At 58.8% G+C, this 20,709-nt stretch carries 19 protein-coding genes; 9 read left to right on the forward strand and 10 right to left on the reverse strand.

The genetic code is table 11. The annotated features are described in order from the left end of the window. Window positions 1-136 precede the first annotated feature (136 nt). Window positions 137-1,174 carry a TRAP transporter substrate-binding protein gene (locus WFM49_RS14020; protein WP_250756400.1) on the forward strand — a complete coding sequence of 346 codons (1,038 nt, stop codon included), beginning with the start codon at window positions 137-139 and terminating at the stop codon, window positions 1,172-1,174. Window positions 1,175-1,584: 410 nt separating this feature from the next. Here the strand turns inward: WFM49_RS14020 and WFM49_RS14025 are convergent, their stop codons facing one another. Further along, window positions 1,585-2,973 (reverse strand): DUF6056 family protein, encoded by a 1,389-nt coding sequence (locus WFM49_RS14025; protein WP_336973846.1) that lies wholly within the window; start codon window positions 2,971-2,973, stop codon window positions 1,585-1,587. 330 nt (window positions 2,974-3,303) lie between these two features. On the opposite strand from WFM49_RS14025, the gene WFM49_RS14030 reads away from it, so the two are divergent. Genes WFM49_RS14030 through WFM49_RS14050 form a run of 5 tightly spaced genes read left to right on the forward strand, consistent with a single transcriptional unit; the run spans window position 3,304 to window position 8,528 of the window. Next, the gene (locus WFM49_RS14030; RefSeq protein WP_035269964.1) at window positions 3,304-4,191 is read left to right on the forward strand and encodes a SphA family protein; all 888 of its coding nucleotides are present in this window, start codon (window positions 3,304-3,306) and stop codon (window positions 4,189-4,191) included. Between the two features lie 22 nt (window positions 4,192-4,213). After that, the gene (locus WFM49_RS14035; RefSeq protein ID WP_009461225.1) at window positions 4,214-4,996 is read left to right on the forward strand and encodes an SDR family oxidoreductase; all 783 of its coding nucleotides are present in this window, start codon (window positions 4,214-4,216) and stop codon (window positions 4,994-4,996) included. A 56-nt stretch (window positions 4,997-5,052) separates the two neighbouring features. Further along, the gene (locus WFM49_RS14040) at window positions 5,053-6,297 is read left to right on the forward strand and encodes a styrene monooxygenase/indole monooxygenase family protein (protein WP_336973848.1); all 1,245 of its coding nucleotides are present in this window, start codon (window positions 5,053-5,055) and stop codon (window positions 6,295-6,297) included. A 25-nt stretch (window positions 6,298-6,322) separates the two neighbouring features. Then, entirely contained in the window at window positions 6,323-6,934 is a 612-nt protein-coding gene (locus tag WFM49_RS14045; RefSeq protein ID WP_026483919.1) for a flavin reductase family protein, read from the forward strand. A gap of 1 nt (window position 6,935) precedes the next feature. After that, window positions 6,936-8,528 (forward strand): phytoene desaturase family protein, encoded by a 1,593-nt coding sequence (locus WFM49_RS14050; RefSeq protein WP_336973854.1) that lies wholly within the window; start codon window positions 6,936-6,938, stop codon window positions 8,526-8,528. 22 nt (window positions 8,529-8,550) lie between these two features. Here the strand turns inward: WFM49_RS14050 and WFM49_RS14055 are convergent, their stop codons facing one another. Then, window positions 8,551-9,528, reverse strand: coding sequence for an AraC family transcriptional regulator (locus WFM49_RS14055; protein ID WP_336973856.1), 978 nt, complete (start codon window positions 9,526-9,528; stop codon window positions 8,551-8,553). Window positions 9,529-9,689: 161 nt separating this feature from the next. On the opposite strand from WFM49_RS14055, the gene WFM49_RS14060 reads away from it, so the two are divergent. Continuing rightward, a complete protein-coding gene (locus WFM49_RS14060) occupies window positions 9,690-10,307 on the forward strand; it encodes a flavin reductase family protein (protein ID WP_035269337.1) in 618 nt (205 codons plus the stop codon). A 134-nt stretch (window positions 10,308-10,441) separates the two neighbouring features. Here the strand turns inward: WFM49_RS14060 and WFM49_RS14065 are convergent, their stop codons facing one another. Continuing rightward, the gene (locus WFM49_RS14065; protein ID WP_009461219.1) at window positions 10,442-11,221 is read right to left on the reverse strand and encodes an ABC transporter ATP-binding protein; all 780 of its coding nucleotides are present in this window, start codon (window positions 11,219-11,221) and stop codon (window positions 10,442-10,444) included. Between WFM49_RS14065 and WFM49_RS14070 the strand changes: the two genes are divergently transcribed. After that, the gene (locus tag WFM49_RS14070) at window positions 11,220-11,399 is read left to right on the forward strand and encodes a hypothetical protein (RefSeq protein ID WP_021447139.1); all 180 of its coding nucleotides are present in this window, start codon (window positions 11,220-11,222) and stop codon (window positions 11,397-11,399) included. The two genes, WFM49_RS14065 and WFM49_RS14070, sit on opposite strands and share 2 nt — an antisense overlap. An 83-nt stretch (window positions 11,400-11,482) precedes the next feature. Next, entirely contained in the window at window positions 11,483-12,043 is a 561-nt protein-coding gene (panD, locus tag WFM49_RS14075) for an aspartate 1-decarboxylase (RefSeq protein WP_250756405.1), read from the forward strand. Window positions 12,044-12,284: 241 nt separating this feature from the next. On the opposite strand, the gene WFM49_RS14080 is transcribed toward panD, so the two are convergent. From WFM49_RS14080 to WFM49_RS14110, 7 genes are all read right to left on the reverse strand, one after another. Further along, window positions 12,285-14,822, reverse strand: coding sequence for a TonB-dependent siderophore receptor (locus tag WFM49_RS14080; protein ID WP_336973860.1), 2,538 nt, complete (start codon window positions 14,820-14,822; stop codon window positions 12,285-12,287). A gap of 255 nt (window positions 14,823-15,077) precedes the next feature. After that, window positions 15,078-16,085, reverse strand: a complete 1,008-nt coding sequence (locus WFM49_RS14085) for a FecR family protein (protein WP_336973862.1) — start codon at window positions 16,083-16,085, stop codon at window positions 15,078-15,080. An 18-nt stretch (window positions 16,086-16,103) separates the two neighbouring features. Then, the gene (locus WFM49_RS14090) at window positions 16,104-16,664 is read right to left on the reverse strand and encodes a sigma-70 family RNA polymerase sigma factor (protein ID WP_035269335.1); all 561 of its coding nucleotides are present in this window, start codon (window positions 16,662-16,664) and stop codon (window positions 16,104-16,106) included. 142 nt (window positions 16,665-16,806) lie between these two features. After that, window positions 16,807-17,811 carry an ABC transporter ATP-binding protein gene (locus WFM49_RS14095; protein WP_336973863.1) on the reverse strand — a complete coding sequence of 335 codons (1,005 nt, stop codon included), beginning with the start codon at window positions 17,809-17,811 and terminating at the stop codon, window positions 16,807-16,809. Continuing rightward, window positions 17,808-18,782, reverse strand: a complete 975-nt coding sequence (locus WFM49_RS14100; protein WP_250756410.1) for an ABC transporter ATP-binding protein — start codon at window positions 18,780-18,782, stop codon at window positions 17,808-17,810. Before WFM49_RS14100 ends, WFM49_RS14095 begins: the two co-directional genes overlap by 4 nt. 3 nt (window positions 18,783-18,785) lie before the next feature. Continuing rightward, the gene (locus WFM49_RS14105; RefSeq protein WP_009461211.1) at window positions 18,786-19,700 is read right to left on the reverse strand and encodes an ABC transporter permease; all 915 of its coding nucleotides are present in this window, start codon (window positions 19,698-19,700) and stop codon (window positions 18,786-18,788) included. Between the two features lies 1 nt (window position 19,701). Continuing rightward, on the reverse strand, window positions 19,702-20,688 hold the full coding sequence (locus WFM49_RS14110; protein ID WP_009461210.1) for an ABC transporter permease: 987 nt from the start codon (window positions 20,686-20,688) through the stop codon (window positions 19,702-19,704). Window positions 20,689-20,709 lie beyond the last annotated feature (21 nt).

Consider the following 20,709-nt stretch of genomic DNA (forward strand, 5'->3'; position numbering starts at 1 on the left):
GCCCGGATGCAGTTGTGATCCGGGCAGCAGTAAAGCCGCTGGGTGTGCAGGTCCAGGACCTGTTTACTGTCCCATCAAGTGGCCTGGACGCCGGGCTGTAGTGGCCCGGCAGCAAAATAATTTACGAGGAGTCGAGATGCGTGTTTTCAAAAAATTGGCCTTGAGCCTGGGCCTGGCTGCAGCAGCCCTGGCACCGACCATGCCTTCGGTTGCGGCTGAAGTTACCACCCTGCGTTTTTCCCAGTGGATGCCTCCAGGCCACTTTATTGTGACCAATATGTTTGAGCCCTGGGCTCAGGAAGTGGAAAAAGCTACCGAAGGCCGCGTGAAGGTGGAGTTCATCAACGCGCTGGGCAAGCCGCAAGCTCACCTGGATCTGGTGCGTAACGGTATTGCTGATATGGGCATGTCGGTACACAGCTACACGGCTAACCGCTTCCCGCTGATCGAGTTTGCCGAACTGCCCTTCACCACTGATGACGGCGGCGTGAACTCGGTGGCTTACTGGCGCACTTACGAAAAATTCATGATGGGTGCCAACGAGCACAAGGGCGTGAAACTGCTGGGTATGTGGACCAGCCCTGCCACCGTGATCTTCACCAGTCAGGACAATGTGCAAAGCATTGACGATCTGAAAGGCAAGAAGCTGCGCTCGCCTAGCCCTTTGTTTGATGCGATTGGCAAGGCCCTGGGCATTGTGACCGTGAACGCGCCTGCTTCGGACAGCTACGAAATGCTGTCGCGTGGTGTGATCGACGGTATGTACTTCCAGTACGACCAATTGGATAACTGGAAACTGGACAAGCTGGTCAAGACTGCCGTGTCGGTGCCCGGTGGCTTTGGCAAATCCAGCCAGTACATGTTCATGAACGAGCGCAAGTGGAAGAGTCTGTCGGAAGCCGACCGTGCTGCTATCGAGAAAATCAGCGGCGAATGGATTGCCAACGACTTCGGTTCCAAATGGCAGGCTGCCGAACAGCAAGCCATTGAGAAGCACACCGCAGCTGGCCTGAAAACACTGCGCATCCAGGGCGAAGCTGCAGACCAGATGAAAGAGCGTCTGGCCTTTGTTGAAGAGGACTGGATCAAGGCTGCCGACAAGAAGGGCATTGACGGTAAAGCCGCTCTGGCCTACTTCCGCGAGCAGATCAAAGAGCTGAGCGCTGCCAAGTAATCCGCAGTACTACTACAGTTTTGGCCCCGTTTTTCTTTGGGAGAGCGGGGTTTTTTTATGTTTTTGGGAGGGGCTGTTGTAAGGGCAAAGGATAGGCAATCGGGCCCATGCTTTAGCCCTGATCGACGTTTCTCCCTGTAAAACGCCGCTTCAGGCCCTGGGGGGGCTGGCAGGGCTGACCACTTGCCGGTGCTGCGCACCGGTGCCCTGGTCAAGAAAGAGCTACGGGCGCATCCTGAACTCGCCGGGTACTTGGTCCCCCGGACCAAGTACAAGCGCCCGGCTCAAACAGCAGGATGCTTGCATCCCTACGCTCTCCCTTGCCTGCGGCAAGTAGTCTGACTCGCCCTGCCAGACCCCCCAGGGCCTGAAGCGGCTTGCAGCGGAGGAAATACTCAAGTCCTCAAGCTTTAAGGCGGGGGTGGTGGTGCCCCCGTCTCCTGGTCATAGTGCTGATTGACGGCATATTCATTGATCACCACCTTGCTCCGGAAGTATCGGGCTATGGCTTTGGGGTCAAAGTGCATATCGAAGCGATCCCGCGAACGCAACGTGGGCAGGAAAAAATACTTGGGTAGCTTTACGTGATGACGCTGATGCTTGTGGGCATCGGCCAAGATAGCGCGTCGTACCTGATCCTGCTCCCAGGTGCCGTGATAGCTGCGCAACATTAATCCGCTGGATACCAGCCATAGCGTGCCGCAGGCCCCCAAGGTTACTAACAGGTTGCGCTGCATGGGTATAACGCGTTGCCCTTGCGCCAATAAATCATGTCCGTAAATAGACAAGGCCACCAGCAGATACATCAAGCCGCCATTCAAGGCTCGCTTGGGGATATTAGGTGCCAGAACCAGAATGGCGTTGGCCAGAAGCGATGCGCCAATGAGCAGCCACATTGCCCGGCGTACAGATTCAGAAGACGCAGGCCCTATGGCAAAGCGCCAAACCAGCATCACTAGAATCACCCCCCAGTACCGCAATAGGGCGTCCGGGAAACGACGACCAAAATGCTCCCCAATGCGCCATAACAAAGGCTGGTCATACCAATGAGCAAAGACCTCTGCGCGTGCTTGATTGCCCGGCGCCAGGACCAGCACGGCGACTCCCAGCCCCATACAGAGCAACCAAACCAGATGCCATGAACCGAGCGAACCTGTGCGCTGAAAGTGCCTTAGGCCCAGATACGCCAGCAAACACCAGCTGATAATGCCGGTGTTTTCATTGGAACAACCGGCTAGCAGGCCCAGAAGGCAGAGCGCCAAGCCTGTGATCACAGAGGGCTTGCCCTTTTGCAAGTAGCAAATAAAGGCCAGCACAAAACCGAAGTTGAACAGATTGGGCCACAGGTAGTTGGCGGCGCCGACCAACCAGAATGTCGTTTGCCCCAGATGGGGGTTGACCAGCCAATACAAGGTGAACACCAGCAGCAGTAAAGACGGGCGCAAAGCTCGTCCGGCCAGTTGGGCCCCCAGTGCTGTCAGTACCGTGACCAGGCCAAACAGGGCCGCTGTATTCAGTGTGGCTTTCAGCCATCCCGGAGCCAGCGTGAGCATGGCGCTGGAGAGCGTATCCGAGACCAGACGACCGCTCCATTGCAGGTAATGTTGCTTGATCGACGTCCATGCAATGCCTTTGTTGGCGTAGTTGAAGTCGTCCGAGATCATGGGGGTGAGCCAATAAATGGCCCACGTAGCCATCACGGCCAGCACCGCAAAAGTAATAAAGGCCCAGGCACCAAAACGGTGGCCGAGCAGGGCCTGGCTGAATCGGGATTCAGCAAAAGAGAGAGTTGGGCTCATCGAGATGAAGCGGCGTGCTTGTGGCCAGGCCAATGACGACGGTATTACACATCGCTCGCCGTCCTGGGTGTTCAGGCCCAGGTGATATTGATTATTCACTGGGCGGGAAGCGAGGAATTATCTCAGATACCCGTTGAAACACAGCGTTTAACCACTTTGCTGATCGTCATCCTTTAAATCTAAACCAAATCGGGGTTTTCCCTGCTTTTGCGGCTTCTTGCGCTTATTGGCTAGGCGCTGCGCAAAGTGGATATACCGACAAAAAGAGCACTTCTACCATTGGCTCCATCGTCATACCTAAAAAACAAAAGGAGAACGGACGTGGGGGACATCAATAAAAAAATAGCAGCAGTGGTTCTGGGTGCAGGGGTATTGGGCGCCGGCCCGGCCTGTGCCATTGAAGGTAATGGTCTGCCTATTTATCCCGATGGTTTGGAAAACTTCATGAGTGGCGCCCTGCCGCCGCCCGGTGTGCACTTGCTGATGTACGGCGGTGCCATGCGTTACGACTCGGTGCGTGACAAGAATGGCGACAAGTTGCCTATTCCTGACTTCAAGGTCGATGTGGCAATGGTTGCGCCGCGTCTGGTCTGGGTGACGGACCAGCAGGTGTTTGGTGGCCAGTTGGCATTTCATGCCCTGGCTCCCCTGCTGACCGTCAAGGCACAGGCCGCTGGTCAGTCCCAGCGCCGTAGCGGTCTGGGTGACGTGGTGTTTGGTCCGGCCTTGGGCTTTCACCCCAGCGAGAAAATGCACTACATCCTGGGAGTGGATTTTGTCGCCCCGACTGGTCGCTACAAAGTGACCGACAGCGCCAACCTGGGCCGCAACTACTGGGCCATTCAGCCCGCCGCTGCCTTCAGCTACATGCAGCCCAGCGGCATCAACCTGGATTTGAAGATGATGGTGGACTTCAACTTCCGCAACAGCGACACCGAAACCCGTACGGGTAAAGCCATTCACGCCGATTACGCCGTGGGTTGGGGTTTTGGCAATGGGCTGGTGCTGGGTGTGGGTGGTTACGCCTATCAACAGATTGAAAGCGACCGTGGCCCCATGGCCGGTGACAGCAAGGCTCGTGCCTTCGCCATTGGTCCCAGCCTGCGTTACGCCAATGACAAAGGTCTGCTGATTACGGCCAAGTACCAGCAGGATCTGGGTGTGCGTGGCCGTCCTGAAGGAAAACAATTTTTTGTAAAAGTAGCGGTTCCGTTCTAAGGGCCCGCGGCAGGAGAGCGAGATGAAAGGATTGAAAGACAAGGTAGTCATCGTCACCGGCGGCGCAACACGTGTTGGCGCAGGCGTGGTCGAGGTGCTGATGGGCTATGGCGCACGTGTGGCCGTGTTTGATATTGATGCCGCAGGTGGTCAGAAAGCCGTAGGCAACGATGCTGCCAAAGCCAAATTCTGGGAAGTGGACATTACCAGCGATCAAAGCCTGAATGCCTCCATCGAGCAGGTGAAGGCGCATTTTGGCCGTGTGGATGGTCTGGTCAATCTGGCTTGTTCCTATCTGGATGAAGGCATGGCTTCCAGCCGTGAAGATTGGCTCAAGGCCTTGGATATCAACCTGGTCAGCGCGGTGCAGGCTGCCAAGGCTGTGCGTCCCTTGCTGCCGCGTGGCGGCTCCATCGTCAATTTCACATCCATTTCCTCGTCGATCGCTCAAACCGGGCGCTGGTTGTACCCGGTCTCCAAGGCCGCCTTGTTGCAACTGACACGCAGCATGGCGCTGGACTTTGCTCCTGACGGTATCCGTGTGAACTCGGTCTCGCCCGGCTGGATCTGGTCGCGTGTGATGGACGAGCTGACTGGCGGCGATCGCGCCAAAACCGATCGCGTGGCCTCGGCATTTCACATGCTGGGCCGCGTGGGCGATCCCCAGGAAGTGGGCGAAGTCGTGTCCTTCCTGCTCTCGGATTCCGCCAGTTTCGTGACCGGTGCCGATTACGCCGTTGATGGCGGCTACTCGGCCATGGGACCCGAGCAAGGTGTACCCGCCATTCCAAAGTTGGCTGAATAAGAAAAACCGGGACGCCGCCGCAGTGGCGTCCTTAGCTCCCTCAGAAGGAAAAAATCATGCGTAAAGTTGCTATTGTGGGCGCTGGCCAGGCTGGCATGCCCGTTGCATTCGGTCTTTTGGCCAAGGGCTACGACGTAGCCGTTTTCACCAACCGCAGTCCCGACGATGTTCGTGGTGGCCGCGTGATGTCCAGTCAGTGCATGTTTGCCGAGGCGCTGGACGTAGAGCGCCGTCTGGGCCTGAATTTCTGGGACGACGAGTGTCCGCCTGTACAAGGCATCGGCTTTGCTCTGCCAAATCCTGAACAGCCTGACACCAAAGCCGTGGACTGGAGCGGCCGTCTGGATCGTGAAGCCCAGGCAACTGACCAGCGCGTGAAAATGCCTTACTGGCTGGAACTGTTCGAGCAGCGTGGCGGCAAGCTGATCATGGAAGATGTGGGCGTGGCCGAACTGGAGCGCATCACCCAGGAGTACGACCTGACCATGCTGGCTGCCGGTAAAGGCGAAGTGGTCAAGTTGTTCGAGCGTGACGATCAGCGTTCCATGTACGACAAGCCTCAGCGCGCCCTGGCCCTGACCTATGTACATGGTCTGGAGCCTACGCCTGAATACTCGCGCGTGTCCTTTAACTTCATCCCCGGTGTGGGCGAATACTTTGTGTTCCCCTCGCTGACCCTGTCCGGTCCCTGCGACATCATGGTGTTCGAAGGCGTGCCCGGTGGCCCACTGGATCGTTTCCGCGATGCCAAGACGCCCGAAGCTCATTTGGAGCAAAGCGTTTCTTTCCTGCGCGAATTCCTGCCTTGGGAAGGCGACCGAGCCCGTAATGTGGAACTGACCGACGCCCAAGGTTACCTGTCCGGTGCTTTCCCTCCCACAGTTCGCAAACCTGTGCTGACGCTGCCTTCGGGCCGCATGGTGCTGGGTCTGGGTGATGCCGTGGTCGTGAACGACCCTATTACCGGCCAAGGTTCCAACAACGCCGCCAAAGCCGCCCAGGTGTATCTGGACAGCATTTTGCAACGTGGCGAAGGCGCGTTTGACCATAACTGGATGCAGGAAACGTTCGAGCGTTACTGGGATTACGCCAATCTGGTGGTGCGCTGGACCAATTCCATGTTGAAGCCACCAACCGACTCCTCTTTTGCCTTGTTGACCTCGGCTCAACAATCGCCCGCCCTGGCTCATTTCCTGGCCAACAGTTTCAACCACCCGCCGGTTCTGTTCCCGGCCTGGGAAGATCTGAGTGCCGCTCAGGCATTGATCGAGAAGACTCGTAGCCAATCTGTGGCTGCCTGATAGATAGTATTCAAGGAGACGTATCATGACCCCCACCGCAACGCTGCAAGACTCCCCGTCCCAAACCGCTGCCCAGCGGCAGGCCGTGTCTGCCCAAGCGTTGGCAGCCGCTGACGCCAAACCCACACCGTCCAATCTGAATGTGGTCGATAGCCGTGCGTTTCGCCAGGCACTGGGCCATTTTCCAACGGGTGTGGCCATTGTCACGACTCGTTGTCCCGATGGCCGGGCGGTGGGTCTGACCATCAACTCCTTTACGTCCCTGTCGCTGGAGCCGCCTCTGGTGATGTGGAGCCTGGTGAATCACTCGCCCAGCCTGGAAATTTTCGAGAAGTGCAGCCACTTTGCGATCAACGTGATCAGCCAGGAACAAGTGCCCGTGGCCCTGGGGTTTGCCAACTCCCAGGTCAAGGACAAGTTTGCCCTGGTCTCGCATGTGGATGGTGAAGAAGGCGTGCCGTTGCTAGACGACTGTGTGGCGACCTTTGTGTGCGAGAACTACCGTCAGCACGAGGGTGGTGACCATACCTTGTTTATTGGCCGTGTGGTGCGCCACACCACGCTGACCGAACACGAGCCTGCGGTGTTTCATCGTGGCCGTTTCGCCAACCTGACCACGCCTAGCGGAGACCGTTGAAATGAGTGATGCGCACAGCGCTGATGTAGTCATTGTCGGCAGCGGGATGAACTCCCTGACCTGTGCCGCCTTGTTGGCCCAGCGGGGTTTGTCGGTGACAGTGCTGGAGCGCAATGCGGTGGCCGGGGGCTGCATCCGTACGCAAGAGCTGTTCCCCGGTTTTACCCATGATGTGCTGTCCAGTTGGTATCCCTTGTTCATGGGCGGTGCATCCTATGCCACTTTGGCTGAACCCTTGGCCAAAGCCGGTCTGGAGTTTGTCAAAGGCGAATACAGCACGGGTCTGGCCATTCCTGGTGGCCCGTCGCTGGCCTTGCGTCAGGATATGGACGACACCGTACGTCGCTTCAATGACTTGATGCCGGGTGAAGGCGATGCCTTGGGTGCCATGGCGGCTCGCATGTTTGGCCCGGATGCCGGTTTGGTATTTGGCTTGCTGGGCGGTGAGCCTTACCGTTGGCCCATGGCCAAACTGGCCTTTGGTGCCTGGCGCGAACGGGGTCTGGATGGCTTGATGTCCTTTGGCTCGCAAGCGCTGGAAAGCTTTCGGCGCTGGGCCATGCGCGAACTGCGCAGCGATCTGGCCCGCGCCATGATTGCTCCCTGGGTGCTGCATAGCGGTTTGGGCCCGGATGAAGCCAGCTCGGCCCTGATCGGCAAGCTGACGTTCAGTGCCGTGGTCAGTGGTGGTATGCCTGTCGTCAAAGGCGGCAGTTATCAGATTGTGAAAGCCTTTACCCGCATCATCGAAGAAGCTGGTGGCGCGGTACTGACCAATTCCCATGTGGATCGCGTGTTGGTGGAAGGCAATAAGGCGACGGGCGTGTGCGTCGGTACGCAGCGCTACCTGGCGCGTCGTGCCGTGGTGTGTAACGTGACGCCGGGTCAGTTGTATGGCGACCTTTTGCCTGAAGTTGAACCCGAGTTGTTGAAGTCCGCCCAGGATTATCACTATGGCCGTGGCGGCATGCAGATACACTTTGCCTTGAATTCCCCGCCCGACTGGGTGGACCCGGAGCTGCGCCATGTCCCTATGGTGCATGTGACGGAAAGCATGGAGCAGGTGTGTTCCTCGGTGGTCACGGCCAGCAATGGCTACCTGCCTGCCAAACCGACCTTGGCCGTGGGCCAGCCGGTAGCGGTGGATGTGACTCGTGCACCGGAAGGTCACTGGATTCTATGGGTACAAATGCAGGAGCTGCCGCGTCACATCAAAGGCGATGAAGCGGGCGAGATTCCTGTGCCAGCGGATGGACGCTGGAACGAAGCCGTGCGCGAGGCTATGGCCGATCGCGTTCAGGCTCGTCTGGAAACCGTCATGCCTGGCTTGGCCGCCAAGATTATCGGGCGTCGTAGCGTCAGCCCGGCGGACCTGGAAGCCTTGAACATGAATCTGGTGGGGGGCGATCCGTATAGCGGGGTGTGCTCGCCCGATCAGTTCTTTTTCATGCGTCCTTTTGCAGGACACAAGAACGCGCGCAATGGCAACACGCCCTGGCGCAATCTGCATCAAATTGGTGCGTCGGTGCATCCAGGCCCTGGCTTGGGTGGTCAATCCGGCTATCTGGCAGCCCAGCGTATCTTGAAGGGGTGAGAGGACGGGTGAGGCGGTCAGCTTAGTGCTGGCCGCCGCGCACTCGTTGCAGGGTCTCGCTAGGCGCTTCGCCAAAGCGGCTGCGGTATTCGGCGCTGAAACGGCCTTGGTGGGCAAAGCCCCAGCGCATGGCCAGGTCGGCCAGCGTCAGGTGAGGCTCGTTGGAATGGATCAGTTCGTGGCGCAGACGGTCCAGACGAACCTGGCGCAGGTACTGCATGGGGCTGACGCCGTAGTGGTCTCTGAAGGCTTGCTGCAAGGTGCGAGAGCTGACGCCCGCAATGGTGCTGAGTTCGTCTACCGTGACCGGCAAATGGGCCTGCTCATGCAAGTGGCTGGCTACTTTCTTCAAGTGGCGCGGCAAGATGCGGGCGGGGTTCAGGGCCTGAATCTGAGCCGGTGGGTGCAGATCCAGCAAGGTTGTCACCGCCAATTGCTCCAGCTGGTTGATAATCAACGGCGAGCGCCGGATGTCTTCGTAGTTGCGTGCACAGTCCAGCACGTAGCGCAGCATGATTTGCCAGGAAGGCTGGGTGTGAGCTTCCAGGCGTACCGGAAACAGCAAACCTTGCGGGCCTACGTCCAGGCCCATGCCACGGGCAGCCTGCTCCACCAGGTTGCGGTCTATCTTGAGCATTAATTGCTCATTATTGGCGTGCCAGACCATGTCCACGTCCTCGTTGGGATTCAGGATCGTGGCGGCGTAGGGGCTGGAGTCCACAGTTTGGCCACCGCAGCGGATTTTGGCGGTGCCGTATTGGGGCATCTGGACCAGGTAGAAACCGGCCAGGTGATCAGGTTGTATGTGTACGTCGGCGCCATAGCCCAGGCGGCTCAAGGCGACCTGACCAAACTGGGCGTGGCGCAGCCGGGTTTGCAGGGTCTGATCGGCACGTAGCTGCTTGAGCTGGTGCGACTTGAACATATCGCTGACAGATTTGCGCACGTGTTCCAGGTCAGCAGAAGCTACACGTGCCCAGTGATCGGGCTTATTTTCCATGTTTCATGTGCCTAGATGGTTCTGAAAGGCAGGAAGGATACGTAAAACCTTGAGTTTCAACGGTTTGCAGCGGCTTTATTTTAGTTGTAAAGTATATCAGTGGGCCACCGGGATTTCCCGCAGTCCCGTTTAGTTTGTTGTGTTTATTAACAGAGAGAACCGTGCAGAAAGACTTTCACTTCTACGAACCCACACAAGGCCATGGACTGCGCCACGACCCGATCAGTTCTATTGTGGGTCCCCGTGTCATCGGCTGGATTGGCACCAAAAGCAAGGAAGGTGTGCTGAACCTGGCTCCATACAGCTTCTGCAACGTGTTCAACTACCGCCCGCCTGTCATCGCTTTTTCCAGCGTGGGCTACAAAGACAGCGTGCGCAACGCAATTGAAACCGGCGTCTTTACCTGGAACCTGGCTACCCGTGATCTGGCCGAACCCATGAACATGACCAGCCTGGAACAAGATGTGCGCGAGTTTGAAGTCGCGGGCCTGACGCCTGTGGATTCCCGCCTGATTGATGCCCCCCGCGTGGGCGAGAGCCATGCCTCGCTGGAGTGCAAGGTGACGACGCACTTTCAGTTGAAAGACTCGGAAGGCAAGGATCTGAACACCTGGATGGTGCTGGGTGAAGTGGTCGGCGTGCATGTGTCGCCCAACAGCATCGTGGACGGCATTTACCGTACCGCGATCCCACGTCCGATTCTGCGTGGTGGTGGTCCTGGCGATTACTTTGAGATTACGGACCTGGCCTTGTTTGATATGCCACGTCCCAAGTCCTGATAGCAGGGCTGTAGTCAGAAGCCGCTGGTTGGCGGCTTCATTAGGATGGTTGCAAATGCATAACGGCGCCGCAAGGCGCCGTTTGCTTTATGTCTGCTCAGAGTGTGGCCGAAGTCTTTGGGCGGTTTTGCCTTTTAGCCTTTGGACGAACCGCCCGCTGCCAGGAATTGCGCCAGGCGGGGGCTGCGTGGCGACACCAGCACTTCTTCTGGCGGGCCTTCTTCCTCGATTTGACCTTCGTGCAGATACACCACCTTGCTGGAGACGTTGCGAGCAAAGCTCATTTCGTGCGTAACCACCACCATCGTGCGCCCTTCTTCGGCCAAATTCTGCATAACACGCAGAACTTCGCCCACACGCTCGGGGTCCAGTGCCGAGGTTGGCTCGTCAAACAGCATCACTTCAGGTTCCAGCGCCAGCGCCCGGGCAATGGCCACGCGCTGCTGCTGGCCGCCTGACAAGAAGGCCGGGTATTGTTTGGCCAGATCGCGCGACAGGCCCACCTTGTCCAGATACAGCTCCGCTTTGGCAATGGCCTGCGCCTTGTCCATGCCCTGTACATGAATGGGCGTGGCGGTAATGTTTTCCAGCACCGTCATGTGGGACCACAGATTGAAGTGCTGGAACACCATGGCCAGGCTGGTGCGCAGGCGCTTGAGCTGTTGTTTATCTACCGCAACCAGTTCATCCGTTTTGGGGTCCAGACGGGTTTTCAGTTCCTCGCCCTTGATGACGATACGGCCGGAATTGGGCGTTTCCAGAAAGTTGATGCAACGCAGAAACGTACTTTTGCCCGAACCACTGGAACCGATCAGGCTGATAACATCGCCCGGCTCCGCGCTGAGAGAGACTCCCTTGAGGACCTCCAGGGAACCATAGCGTTTGTGAATATTCTCGATGAGCAGGTTGGGCATGGAAAACGGTATCGTATTGAAAATAAAAAAGACCGGCGCGACGCGGCAGAGGGGATTACAGCACAGACTGGCCGTCAGGCAAATCATTGATGCTGTGGTTTTCCCGTACAAATCTGTGGGTCTAAACGGATTTGCGCGCATTTCTGGGTTTATGATGCAGTCTTTCCCGCAGCCCTGATCGGGCTAAGGGCGCAGCGCAAGCCGCGTTTTAGCCAAGCTTAGGTGTCCGTTACAGGGGACCTGTTTCTAGAGAGTGTTGTCATGAAAAAAGTGGTCCGTGCCAAGCTGCATGGTATCAAGGTGACCGGTGCCGACTTGAACTATCACGGCTCGATCACACTGGATCCTGAAATCTGCGAACAAGCGGGCATTTTACCCATGGAGTTTGTGGAAATCTGGAATAAGGACAGTGGCGCCCGTATTTCTACCTACGTGATCTTCGGTGAACCCGGCTCGCGCTGTGTGGTCCTGAACGGCGCGGCGGCCCGTACCTGTCAAAAGGGCGACACCGTCATCATCTGCGCAACCGAATACGTGATGAACTCCGAAGACCTGTATTCCCTGCGCCCTACCGTGCTGACCTTCACGCCGGAAAACGAAGTGGATGAAGTCATGCACTACGAAGTGGCCAAGACCGCCCAGCGCGATTACGACTTCCGCGTGGTTCGCGACGATCGCCCTCGTGGTGCCGAGCGTTCACTGGCTCGTGTGGATGTGGACGCCCTGTCCGCAGACCTGCGCTCCCGTGGCCTGGATGATCGTGCCATTGCCGACATCCTGTCCTGCCACCTGGCCGATTTCGCGCCTGCGAACCAGAACTGATTGAATGTCACCGGGCCGCATCAGGCCCGCTGATGGCTTTATTGAAAAACGCGGTGTTCACTGCCTCTGGCAGCAAACACCGCGTTTTTTGCTTTAGCCCGTTCGTGGCCCAATGACTTCTGGCGCTCCAGCCTGAATATGGCGTTTCGTGCAGCGCCGTAGTGCCGCGTATCGTCAGTCCACAAGATACCCAGAGCGCTGCGATCAGAGCGCTTGAGTACCTTGTTCATCACGTTCAGCGTCAATATTGGGCGCGCAGTGTCAGCATCACGTTGCGTGGGTCGCCGTAGTAGTTGTAGGCGCGTTCGTGGGCAATATAACGGTAGTACTTCTTGTCGAACACGTTGTTCAGGTTGAGGGTGGCTGAAACCTTGGGCGTGAAGTCGTAGCGCACCATCAGATCAGCCACGGCGTAAGGATTTTGCTCGATACGGATCGTGCCGGCCGTGTTTTCGTACAGGAACTTGGTCTGCCACGTGAAGCCACCCCCCACTGTCCACTGGCGCAACGAGCCTGGCAGGCGGTAAGAGGTAAAGAGCTTGAACATATGTTCTGGCGTGCGCGTGTTGAAGGGCTTGCCCTGGTTGGCCGCATCTTTCACGTACTTGGTGGTGTTGTAGGTATAGCCAGCCGTCAGATTCCAGCCTGGGGCCAGTTCACCTGTCAACTCCGCCTCAATCCCTTCGCTGCGCACTTTGCCTGAGGCAATCGAGCAGTAGTCGCTGGTGGTGTAGGGGCACGGTTTGGGGCCGTCCAGATCGGTCTGGGCGCGGTTGGTTTCTTCGATACGGAAGGCCGCCAGCGAAGCCTGCACGCGGCCATCCTGGAATTCACCCTTGATACCCGCCTCGTAGTTGGCACCCACGATGGGCTTGAGCAAGGAGCCGTTGCGATCGATGGCGTTTTGCGGACGGAACACGTCGGTATAGCTGGCGTACAGCGAGTAGTTATCGTTCAGATCGAATATCAGACCGGCGTACGGTGTGAACTCGCCACTGACCTTGTAGCTCGAGGAGGCCGTGTTGGCGCCGGTGAGCAGATTGGTGCTGTCGCTGCTGTAGTCCCACCAGCTCCAACGACCACCCACGATCAAGGTGAGCGGATCGGCAAGACTTAGACGAGCAGCAGTATAGATGCCCGACTGCTTGGTGGTGGTGGCGGTGCGCGATTCATAAGGCCCAATATTGGGCGGAGGCAGCGAGGTGGGGTCCCAGTTAAAGACATCGGGCCGAATGCTAGCGTATTCACGCAGCGGCACCTGGTCGGTTTCGGTGGGATTGCGGCGCATGTTCGCACCTACTACCAGCTCATGCTTGCGGCCCAGTAAGGAGAATGGGCCCGAGGCGTACAGGTCCACGCTGGTCTGGGTGCGGTTCAGGCTGCTGGCTCGTGCGTAGTTCAGGAGTGGGCCCTGGTGCGTGTTGCGGTCCACGCCCGCGCCCGAGGCGGACAGAAACACCGTGTCTACGTCGTAGTGCTGGCGGTTGGCCGACAGCTTGGTCTGCCAGCCGTTGTCTATCTCCCAGGTCAGGTCGCCGAACACGGTGGTGCTGTGGGTGGCCCGGTGGTTCCAGTTGGCACCCAGGTAAGTGCTGCGTGGCAGTTCGAGATCGCCGCCATCGTCAAAGAAGACGACGCCAGTGCCGTTGGGCGTACCCTTGGTGCGCTGATGATCCACCCCCACGGTGGCCGTGATCGAGGGAGTGAAGTCGTATTGCAAGACGCCATACAGCACTTCCTTGCGTTCCTTGACGTGATCCACGAAGGAGTCGCGGTCGTCGTGCACGGCCACCACCCGCCCGCGCAGATCGCCGTTGTGGTTGAGCGGACTGGAGACGTCGGCTTCCACACGGTAGCTGTTCCACGATCCCACCATCGCGCTGCCGCTGGCGGCAAATTCATGGGTGGGTTGCTTGCGCACCAGATTGAGCGTGCCGCCCGGGTTGCCGGCCCCCTGCAACAGACCCGCCGCGCCGCGTACCACTTCCACACGGTCGTAGATGGCCATGTCGGCGGCCGCTTCCGAGCCGCCTGCACCCAGCGAGACAGGCACGCCGTCAAGCTGTGCCGTATCCAGCGAGAAGCCGCGGATCTGATAGGTTGTGCCCAGCACTTCGCCTTCTTGTACCTTGACGCCGGTGGCCTGCTTGAGTGCGTCATTAAGCGTGAGCAAACCCTGGTCGTCGAGCCGCTGGCGCGTGATCACGCTGACCGACTGCGGGGTTTCACGTGCGGACAGGTTCATGCGCGTGGCCGAGCTTGCCGATGCGTTGGTGTAGCTGCCTGTGCCTTCGGTTCTGGGATCGAGTCGTCCCCGTACGGTTACGGTGCTCAGCTGGGTGACGTCACCGGCAGGTGCCTCTGGGACTTGGCGCAGATGGTAGCTGCCATCCGAGCTGGCAATAGCAGTCAGGCCAGTACCCGCCAACAGTGCATCCAGCGCGGCCTGGGGCGAAAACGTGCCGGAAACGCCTGGGCTGTTTCTGTCCCTGGCCAGCTCACCGGCTCCAGCGACCAGTACGCCGGATGCGCTTGCAAAGCGAGCCAGCGCTGTGCTCAAGGGGCCTGCTGGAATGCTGTAGCTTTGTTGTTTGGCAGACGCACTATTGATGGTTTGGGCGTGGGCTTGAGGATGCCAGCTTGCCAGGCTCAATGCACCGCTGGCCAGGGCGAGTTGCAGCACGCAGGCCAAGGGGCTTAGTTTGAAACCGGGTCGGAAAAAGTGCATGGCACCAAAAGAGTTCGCCCCGCGGGCGACAGGCTGGGAATAGCCGGGCATGATGAATTCTGCTCCTTGGAAGCGGTGTAGTCGGCGAGAGCGAGCCGGTTTGTGTGTGTCCTGGTCAGATTCTGGTTTTGTGCCAGGAGACGGGTAAAACGATGCCCTCATCAGGTATATCGAACACGCCAAGGAAAAGCGGAACTCGGAAAAGTGGAAATAGCCGGTTTGAAGCATTGGGCCGCTTGAATAGGCCCGTAAACCGGCTTGTCATGCACGGCGGCTGATGCCCGTGAATGTGTGTCTGAATCAAGGTCAGTGCTCGGCAAGTTCAATGCTGACCCACCAGGGCAGGGTTCGTTTGATGCGAATCGGCAGCACCCCCTCCAGCATTCTCAAGGCCCGGTCCGGATCGGTGGAGGGATAGCTGCCAATCACAGGCAGCTGGGCCGCCTCGGGTGAAACGCTAAGGTGGCCGCCGCGATAGCGCTGCAATTCGCGCACGACCTCGATCAAGGGTGTGTTGTCGGTGACGAGGATGCCTTTGGTCCAGCTTTGCCGCTCGGGCAGGACAGCAGTGGTAGCCGCAATCTCGGTACGCGAAAGCTGTGTCTGCTGACCGGCATGGACAATGTGCTGCTGGCGCTTGTTTGCCGTATCCACCTGTACCGCGCCTTGATACACCGCCAGAAAAGTTTCCTGACCGTCCAGTCGCACCGTAAAGCGTGTCCCCAAGGCACGCAGCAAGCCTTGACGGGTTTCGACCAGAAAGGGCCGTGCAGGATCGGCCGCTGTATCGATCCGAATTTCACCCTGAACCAGGGAGAGCAGCCGTTGATTGCCTCGGTAGTCGTGGTTCATTGCAGTGTCGGAGCTGAGCCAAACGGTAGAGCCATCGGGCAAAGTCAGTTGGTGGACTTCACCACGGGCGGTGCGATGCTCGGCTGACCAGGCCATTACTGTGCCGGGCAAGGACGTATGCTGCCAAGCCAGCCAACTGCCCAAACTGCTGCCTGCCAGTGTGCCCAGGCCCAGCAGCAATTGGCGGCGGCGTCCCATTCGTCGGTTGGCCAGGCAATAGCTTTGGACGGCAGCCTGGCGGCTGTCGCTGCTTTGGATCGGTTCAAAGCGGCCACTGATGCGCTCTACATACTGCCAGGCCTTGCGATGCTCGGCCTGAGCGGCCAGCCAGCCTTGCCAGCTTTGTCGGTCCTGGGCCGAGGCCTCGTCCGAGCGCAGCAGGGCAAACCATTCGGCGGCCTGCTCCAGCGCGTCAAATGAAGGCTCCAGCGTATCGTCGGGATGCAGTTCGGAAGTGCTCATAGGGGGGCGTACAGGCAATCAGCGTGGCTCGGGCAGGCTGGACGCCTGATGCACGGGCATGTCAGCGGCGGTATGGCGGGCTTCCAGTTTCAGGCAGCACAGCATGGCCTGGCTAAGATATCGGTGCACCATGCGTGTGGACACGCCCAGCGCCTCTGCAATTTCCCGGTTGCTCATGCCGTCGGCCATGGCCATGAAAAAGGCATTGCCCACTTTGGCAGGCAGGGTGCGCAACATGCTGTCTATCTCTTGCAGGGCTTCCAGCACCAGGGCCTGGTGTTCGGCAGAAGGAACCAGGGCGGCCGGGCGGTTGGCCAGCTCTTCCAGCCAGGCTTGTTCAATCTGACGGCGTCGCCATAAGTCCACGCACATGCCATTGGCCATGAGCCGCAAATACACACGGGCTTCGGGTTCGCTGCCGAATTGACGGGGTTTTTGCAGCAGTCGGACAAAAACGTCTTGGGCCAGATCGGCCGCATCGAAGGAATTACCTAGCCTGCGTCGTAGCCAGCTATGCAACCAGCCGTGGTAATTTCGGTAGAGCGATTCCGTGTCGGGTGAGAAGGCGGCATTGTGCATGATGCGTTCCAGTGGTGCCTGCTCGACCAGAAAAATGGTAGAGAATCGGGCAATGAGAACTGAGAATAATTCTCAATTATCAGAAAAAACCGCCCATTCGGCAAGTTGCCGTGGGCGGTTTTACTGTTGGCATCGCAAGCGATCAGGCCTGATCGCGCCCTTCTTCTACAGCATGACAAGCCACTTCTTGCGGCCCGGTTTGCAGCAAAGCCGGGGCTTCGCGGCGGCAGCGATCATTGGCCAGCGGGCAGCGTGGATGGAAGGTACAGCCCGATGGCGGGTTCAGTGGATTAGGCACTTCACCAGCGACCGGGATGCGGCTTTTGCCCGCTCCGCTCATGTCGGGAATGGCTCCCAGCAACATGCGCGTGTAGGGGTGGCGAGGCTGCGCGAACAAATCGTCGCGTGGCGCAATTTCCACAATCCGGCCCAAATACATGACGCCAACTCGGTCGGCCACGTGATGCACCACGGCCAGGTTGTGTGAGATGAACAGATAGGTCAGCCCCAGTTCGCGCTGCAAATCCTTCATCAGGTTCAGGACCTGGGCCTGCACCGACACGTCCAGCGCCGAGGTGGGCTCGTCACAGACGATGAATTCGGGTTGCAGAGCCAGAGCACGGGCAATGGAAATACGCTGGCGCTGGCCACCGGAGAACTGGTGCGGGTAACGCTGGGCGTCGCTGGGGTTCAGGCCCACTTGCGTCAGCAGCTCAGCCACTTTGGCGTCTTGCTGGGCGCGGCTCATGTCCGTGTGGGTGACCAGTGGTTCGGCAATGATGCGGCCCACGCGCCAACGAGGATTCAGGCTGGCATAGGGGTCCTGAAAAATCATCTGACGGCGTTTGCGCATGGCCTTCTGGCTGGCTTTGTCCATGGTTTTCAGGGACTGGCCATCAAACAGAATCTCGCCGCGTGTCAGCGAATACAGGCCCGTCAGCAAACGGGCCACGGTGGATTTCCCGCAGCCGGATTCGCCTACCAGGGCCAGGGTTTCACCCTTGTTCAAGGTGAGGCTGACGCCATCGACCGCGCGCAGGTTTACTTTGGGTTTGCGGTAGACCAGGCGCTCCAGCAAGGGCGGGGACACATCAAACCAGCAGGCAGCGTCCTTGACCTGGACCAGGGCTTGTTTAGGGGCGCTCATGCGGACTCCTGTGCATGCAGCCAACAGGCCGCCTGTGTTTGTGGGGGAACAGGCATCAGCTCGGGGCGTTCGACCAGGCAGCGATCAAAGCGACGATCACAACGCGGATTGAAGGCGCAGCCGGGCGGGATGGCGTTCAAGCGTGGCATGCTGCCGGGGATTTGCTCCAGACGCTCCAGCCCCGCGTGCAGATTGGGAATGGAACGCATCAAGCCACGGGTATAAGGGTGGCTGGGTTTCTGGATCACATCCTGTACAGGGCCGATCTCGATAATGCGACCGGCGTACATCACGGCCACGCGGTCGGCGGTTTCCGCAATCACCCCCATATCGTGGGTAATCAGCATGACCGAGGTGCCTTGCGAGCGACAGAGCTTTTTCAGCAGGTCGATAATCTGCGCCTGAATGGACACGTCCAGTGCCGTGGTGGGTTCGTCCGCCACGATCAGCTTGGGCTCGGCCGCCAGGGCCAGCGCAATCACCACCCGTTGGCGCATGCCGCCGGAGAACTGGTGCGGATAGTGGTCGATACGCTCGCGCGCTGCCGGAATGCCGGTAGCTTCCAGCAATTCGATGGCGCGTTCCTGTGCCTGTTTCCAGGACAGAGGCAGGTGCGTGACGATGGTTTCGGCCAGTTGATGGCCCACGGTATAGAGCGGGTTCAGCGAGGTCAGCGGGTCCTGGAAAATCGCGCCAATCTTGCGGCCACGAATCTTGCGCATCTGGTCCTGGTTCAGATTGTCGATGCGCTCGCCTTCCAGCAGAATCTGGCCGCCGCTGATGCGACCGGGGGCATCGAGCAAACCAATAATGGAGGAACCCGTCAGGGATTTACCGGCACCGGACTCCCCCACCACTCCCAGCACTTCGCCGGGGGCGATGGAAAAGGACACATGATCCAGGGCTTGGAGCACACCACGCCGGGTCGGGAATTCGACACACAGGTCTTGGACAGTTAAGAGTGCAGTCATGGCTTAGCTCAATTTGGGGTTCAGGGCGTCACGCAACCAGTCGCCCAGGAGGTTGACCGACAGCACCAGCAGCACCAGCATCAGGCCAGGGAAAATCGTGATCCACCATTCGCCCGAGAACAGGAAGTCGTTACCGATCCGGATCAGGGTGCCCAGAGAGGGTGAGGTTGCCGGAACGCCGACGCCCAGAAAGGACAGCGTGGCTTCGGTAATGATGGCGGTGGCCAGATGCACGGTGGCCAGCACCAGCACGGGGCCCATCACATTGGGCAGCACATGACTGAACATGATGCGCGGCGAAGACACGCCAATGACGCGGGCAGCCTGCACGTACTCACGGTTTTTCTCCACCAGCGTGGAGCCGCGCACGGTACGGGCATATTGCGGCCAACCGGCCAACGCAATCGCTCCGATCAGCACCGGAAAGGCGACCACATCGTGCATGTTCAAGGGGAACACGGCACGGGCTACACCGTCGATCAGCAAGGCAATCAGGATGGCCGGGAAGGACAGCTGTACATCGGCCACACGCATGATGAAGGCATCCACACGGCCACCGGAGTAACCGGCCAGCAGGCCCAGCACAATGCCGACCACCATGGACAGGGCTACCGAGGCCAGACCGATCAGCAAGGAGGTGCGCGTCCCGTACAACAGGGCCGAATACAGGTCACGGCCCTGGCTGTCTGTTCCCAACCAGTATTGGGGTGAACCGTTTTCCGACCAGGCCGGGGCCAGCAAGGCATCCATCAGGTCGATGGAGGTCAGATCGAAGGGATCGTAAGGAGCCACCCAGCGGGCACCCAGCGCGCCGATAAACAGCAGCAAGGCCATGATGGTGGCCGCAATGGCGACGGGAGAGTGGCGCCAGGACCAGACCAGATCGCTATCCCAGGCGGTTTTCAATTTAGCGAACATATTAGTGCCCCTTGGCGCCCGACAATTGGGTGCGCAGACGTGGATCGACCAGGAAGTACAGCAGGTCTACCAGCAGGTTGATCACAACAAATACCAGGGCAATCAGACAGAGATAGGCCGCCATCACGGGGATGTCGGCAAATTGCACGGCCTGGATAAACAGCAGACCCATGCCCGGCCATTGGAAAACGGTTTCCGTCACGATGGCAAAGGCGATGATGCCGCCCAGTTGCAGCCCCGTGATGGTGATAACCGGCACCATGGTGTTTTTAAGGGCGTGACCAAAGTGGATGGCGCGTTGCGACAGGCCACGGGCACGAGCAAATTTGATGTAGTCGGCGCGCAGTACTTCCAGCATCTCGGAGCGCACCAGACGCAGGATCAGCGTGAGCTGGAACAAACAGAGCGTGATGGCGGGCAGGATCAAATGCTTGATCCCGTCCCAGCTAAGCAGGCCGGTACTCCACCAGCCAAACTTCAGGACTTCGCCCCGGCCATAGCTGGGCAGCCAGCCCAATTGCACGGAGAAGATCAGGATCAGCAAGATACCGATCAGGAAGGTGGGCAGAGAGATCCCCAGCAATGAAAAGGCCAGAATGCTCTGCGCCATGAACCCATTGCGCTTCAAGGCGGTGTACACCCCTAGCGGCAGGCCTATCAGCAAGGCCAGTATGGCGGCCACCACGGACAGCTCTACCGTGGCAGGCAGGCGGTCTTTCAGTAGCGTGGAAACCGGTTGGGCTTGCCGCAGGGACAGGCCAAATTCGCCTTGTACGGCCTGGGATACAAAGCGTCCGAATTGCACGGGAGCGGGTTGGTCCAGCCCCAGGCTGGCACGCAGTTCCACGCGATCTTGTTCGGTGGCGTCCTGTCCCAGCATGATGGTGACCGGGTCACCAATGTAGCGGAACAGCACAAAAGCCAGAAGGCTGACCGTCAGCATCACCAGAACAGCCTGGATCAGACGGCGAATAATAAATACCAGCATAGGCGGTCTCCTGGTAGAGCG

The organism is Alcaligenes sp. PF14 (genome assembly GCF_037150615.1).
Lineage (GTDB): Bacteria > Pseudomonadota > Gammaproteobacteria > Burkholderiales > Burkholderiaceae_B > Alcaligenes > Alcaligenes phenolicus.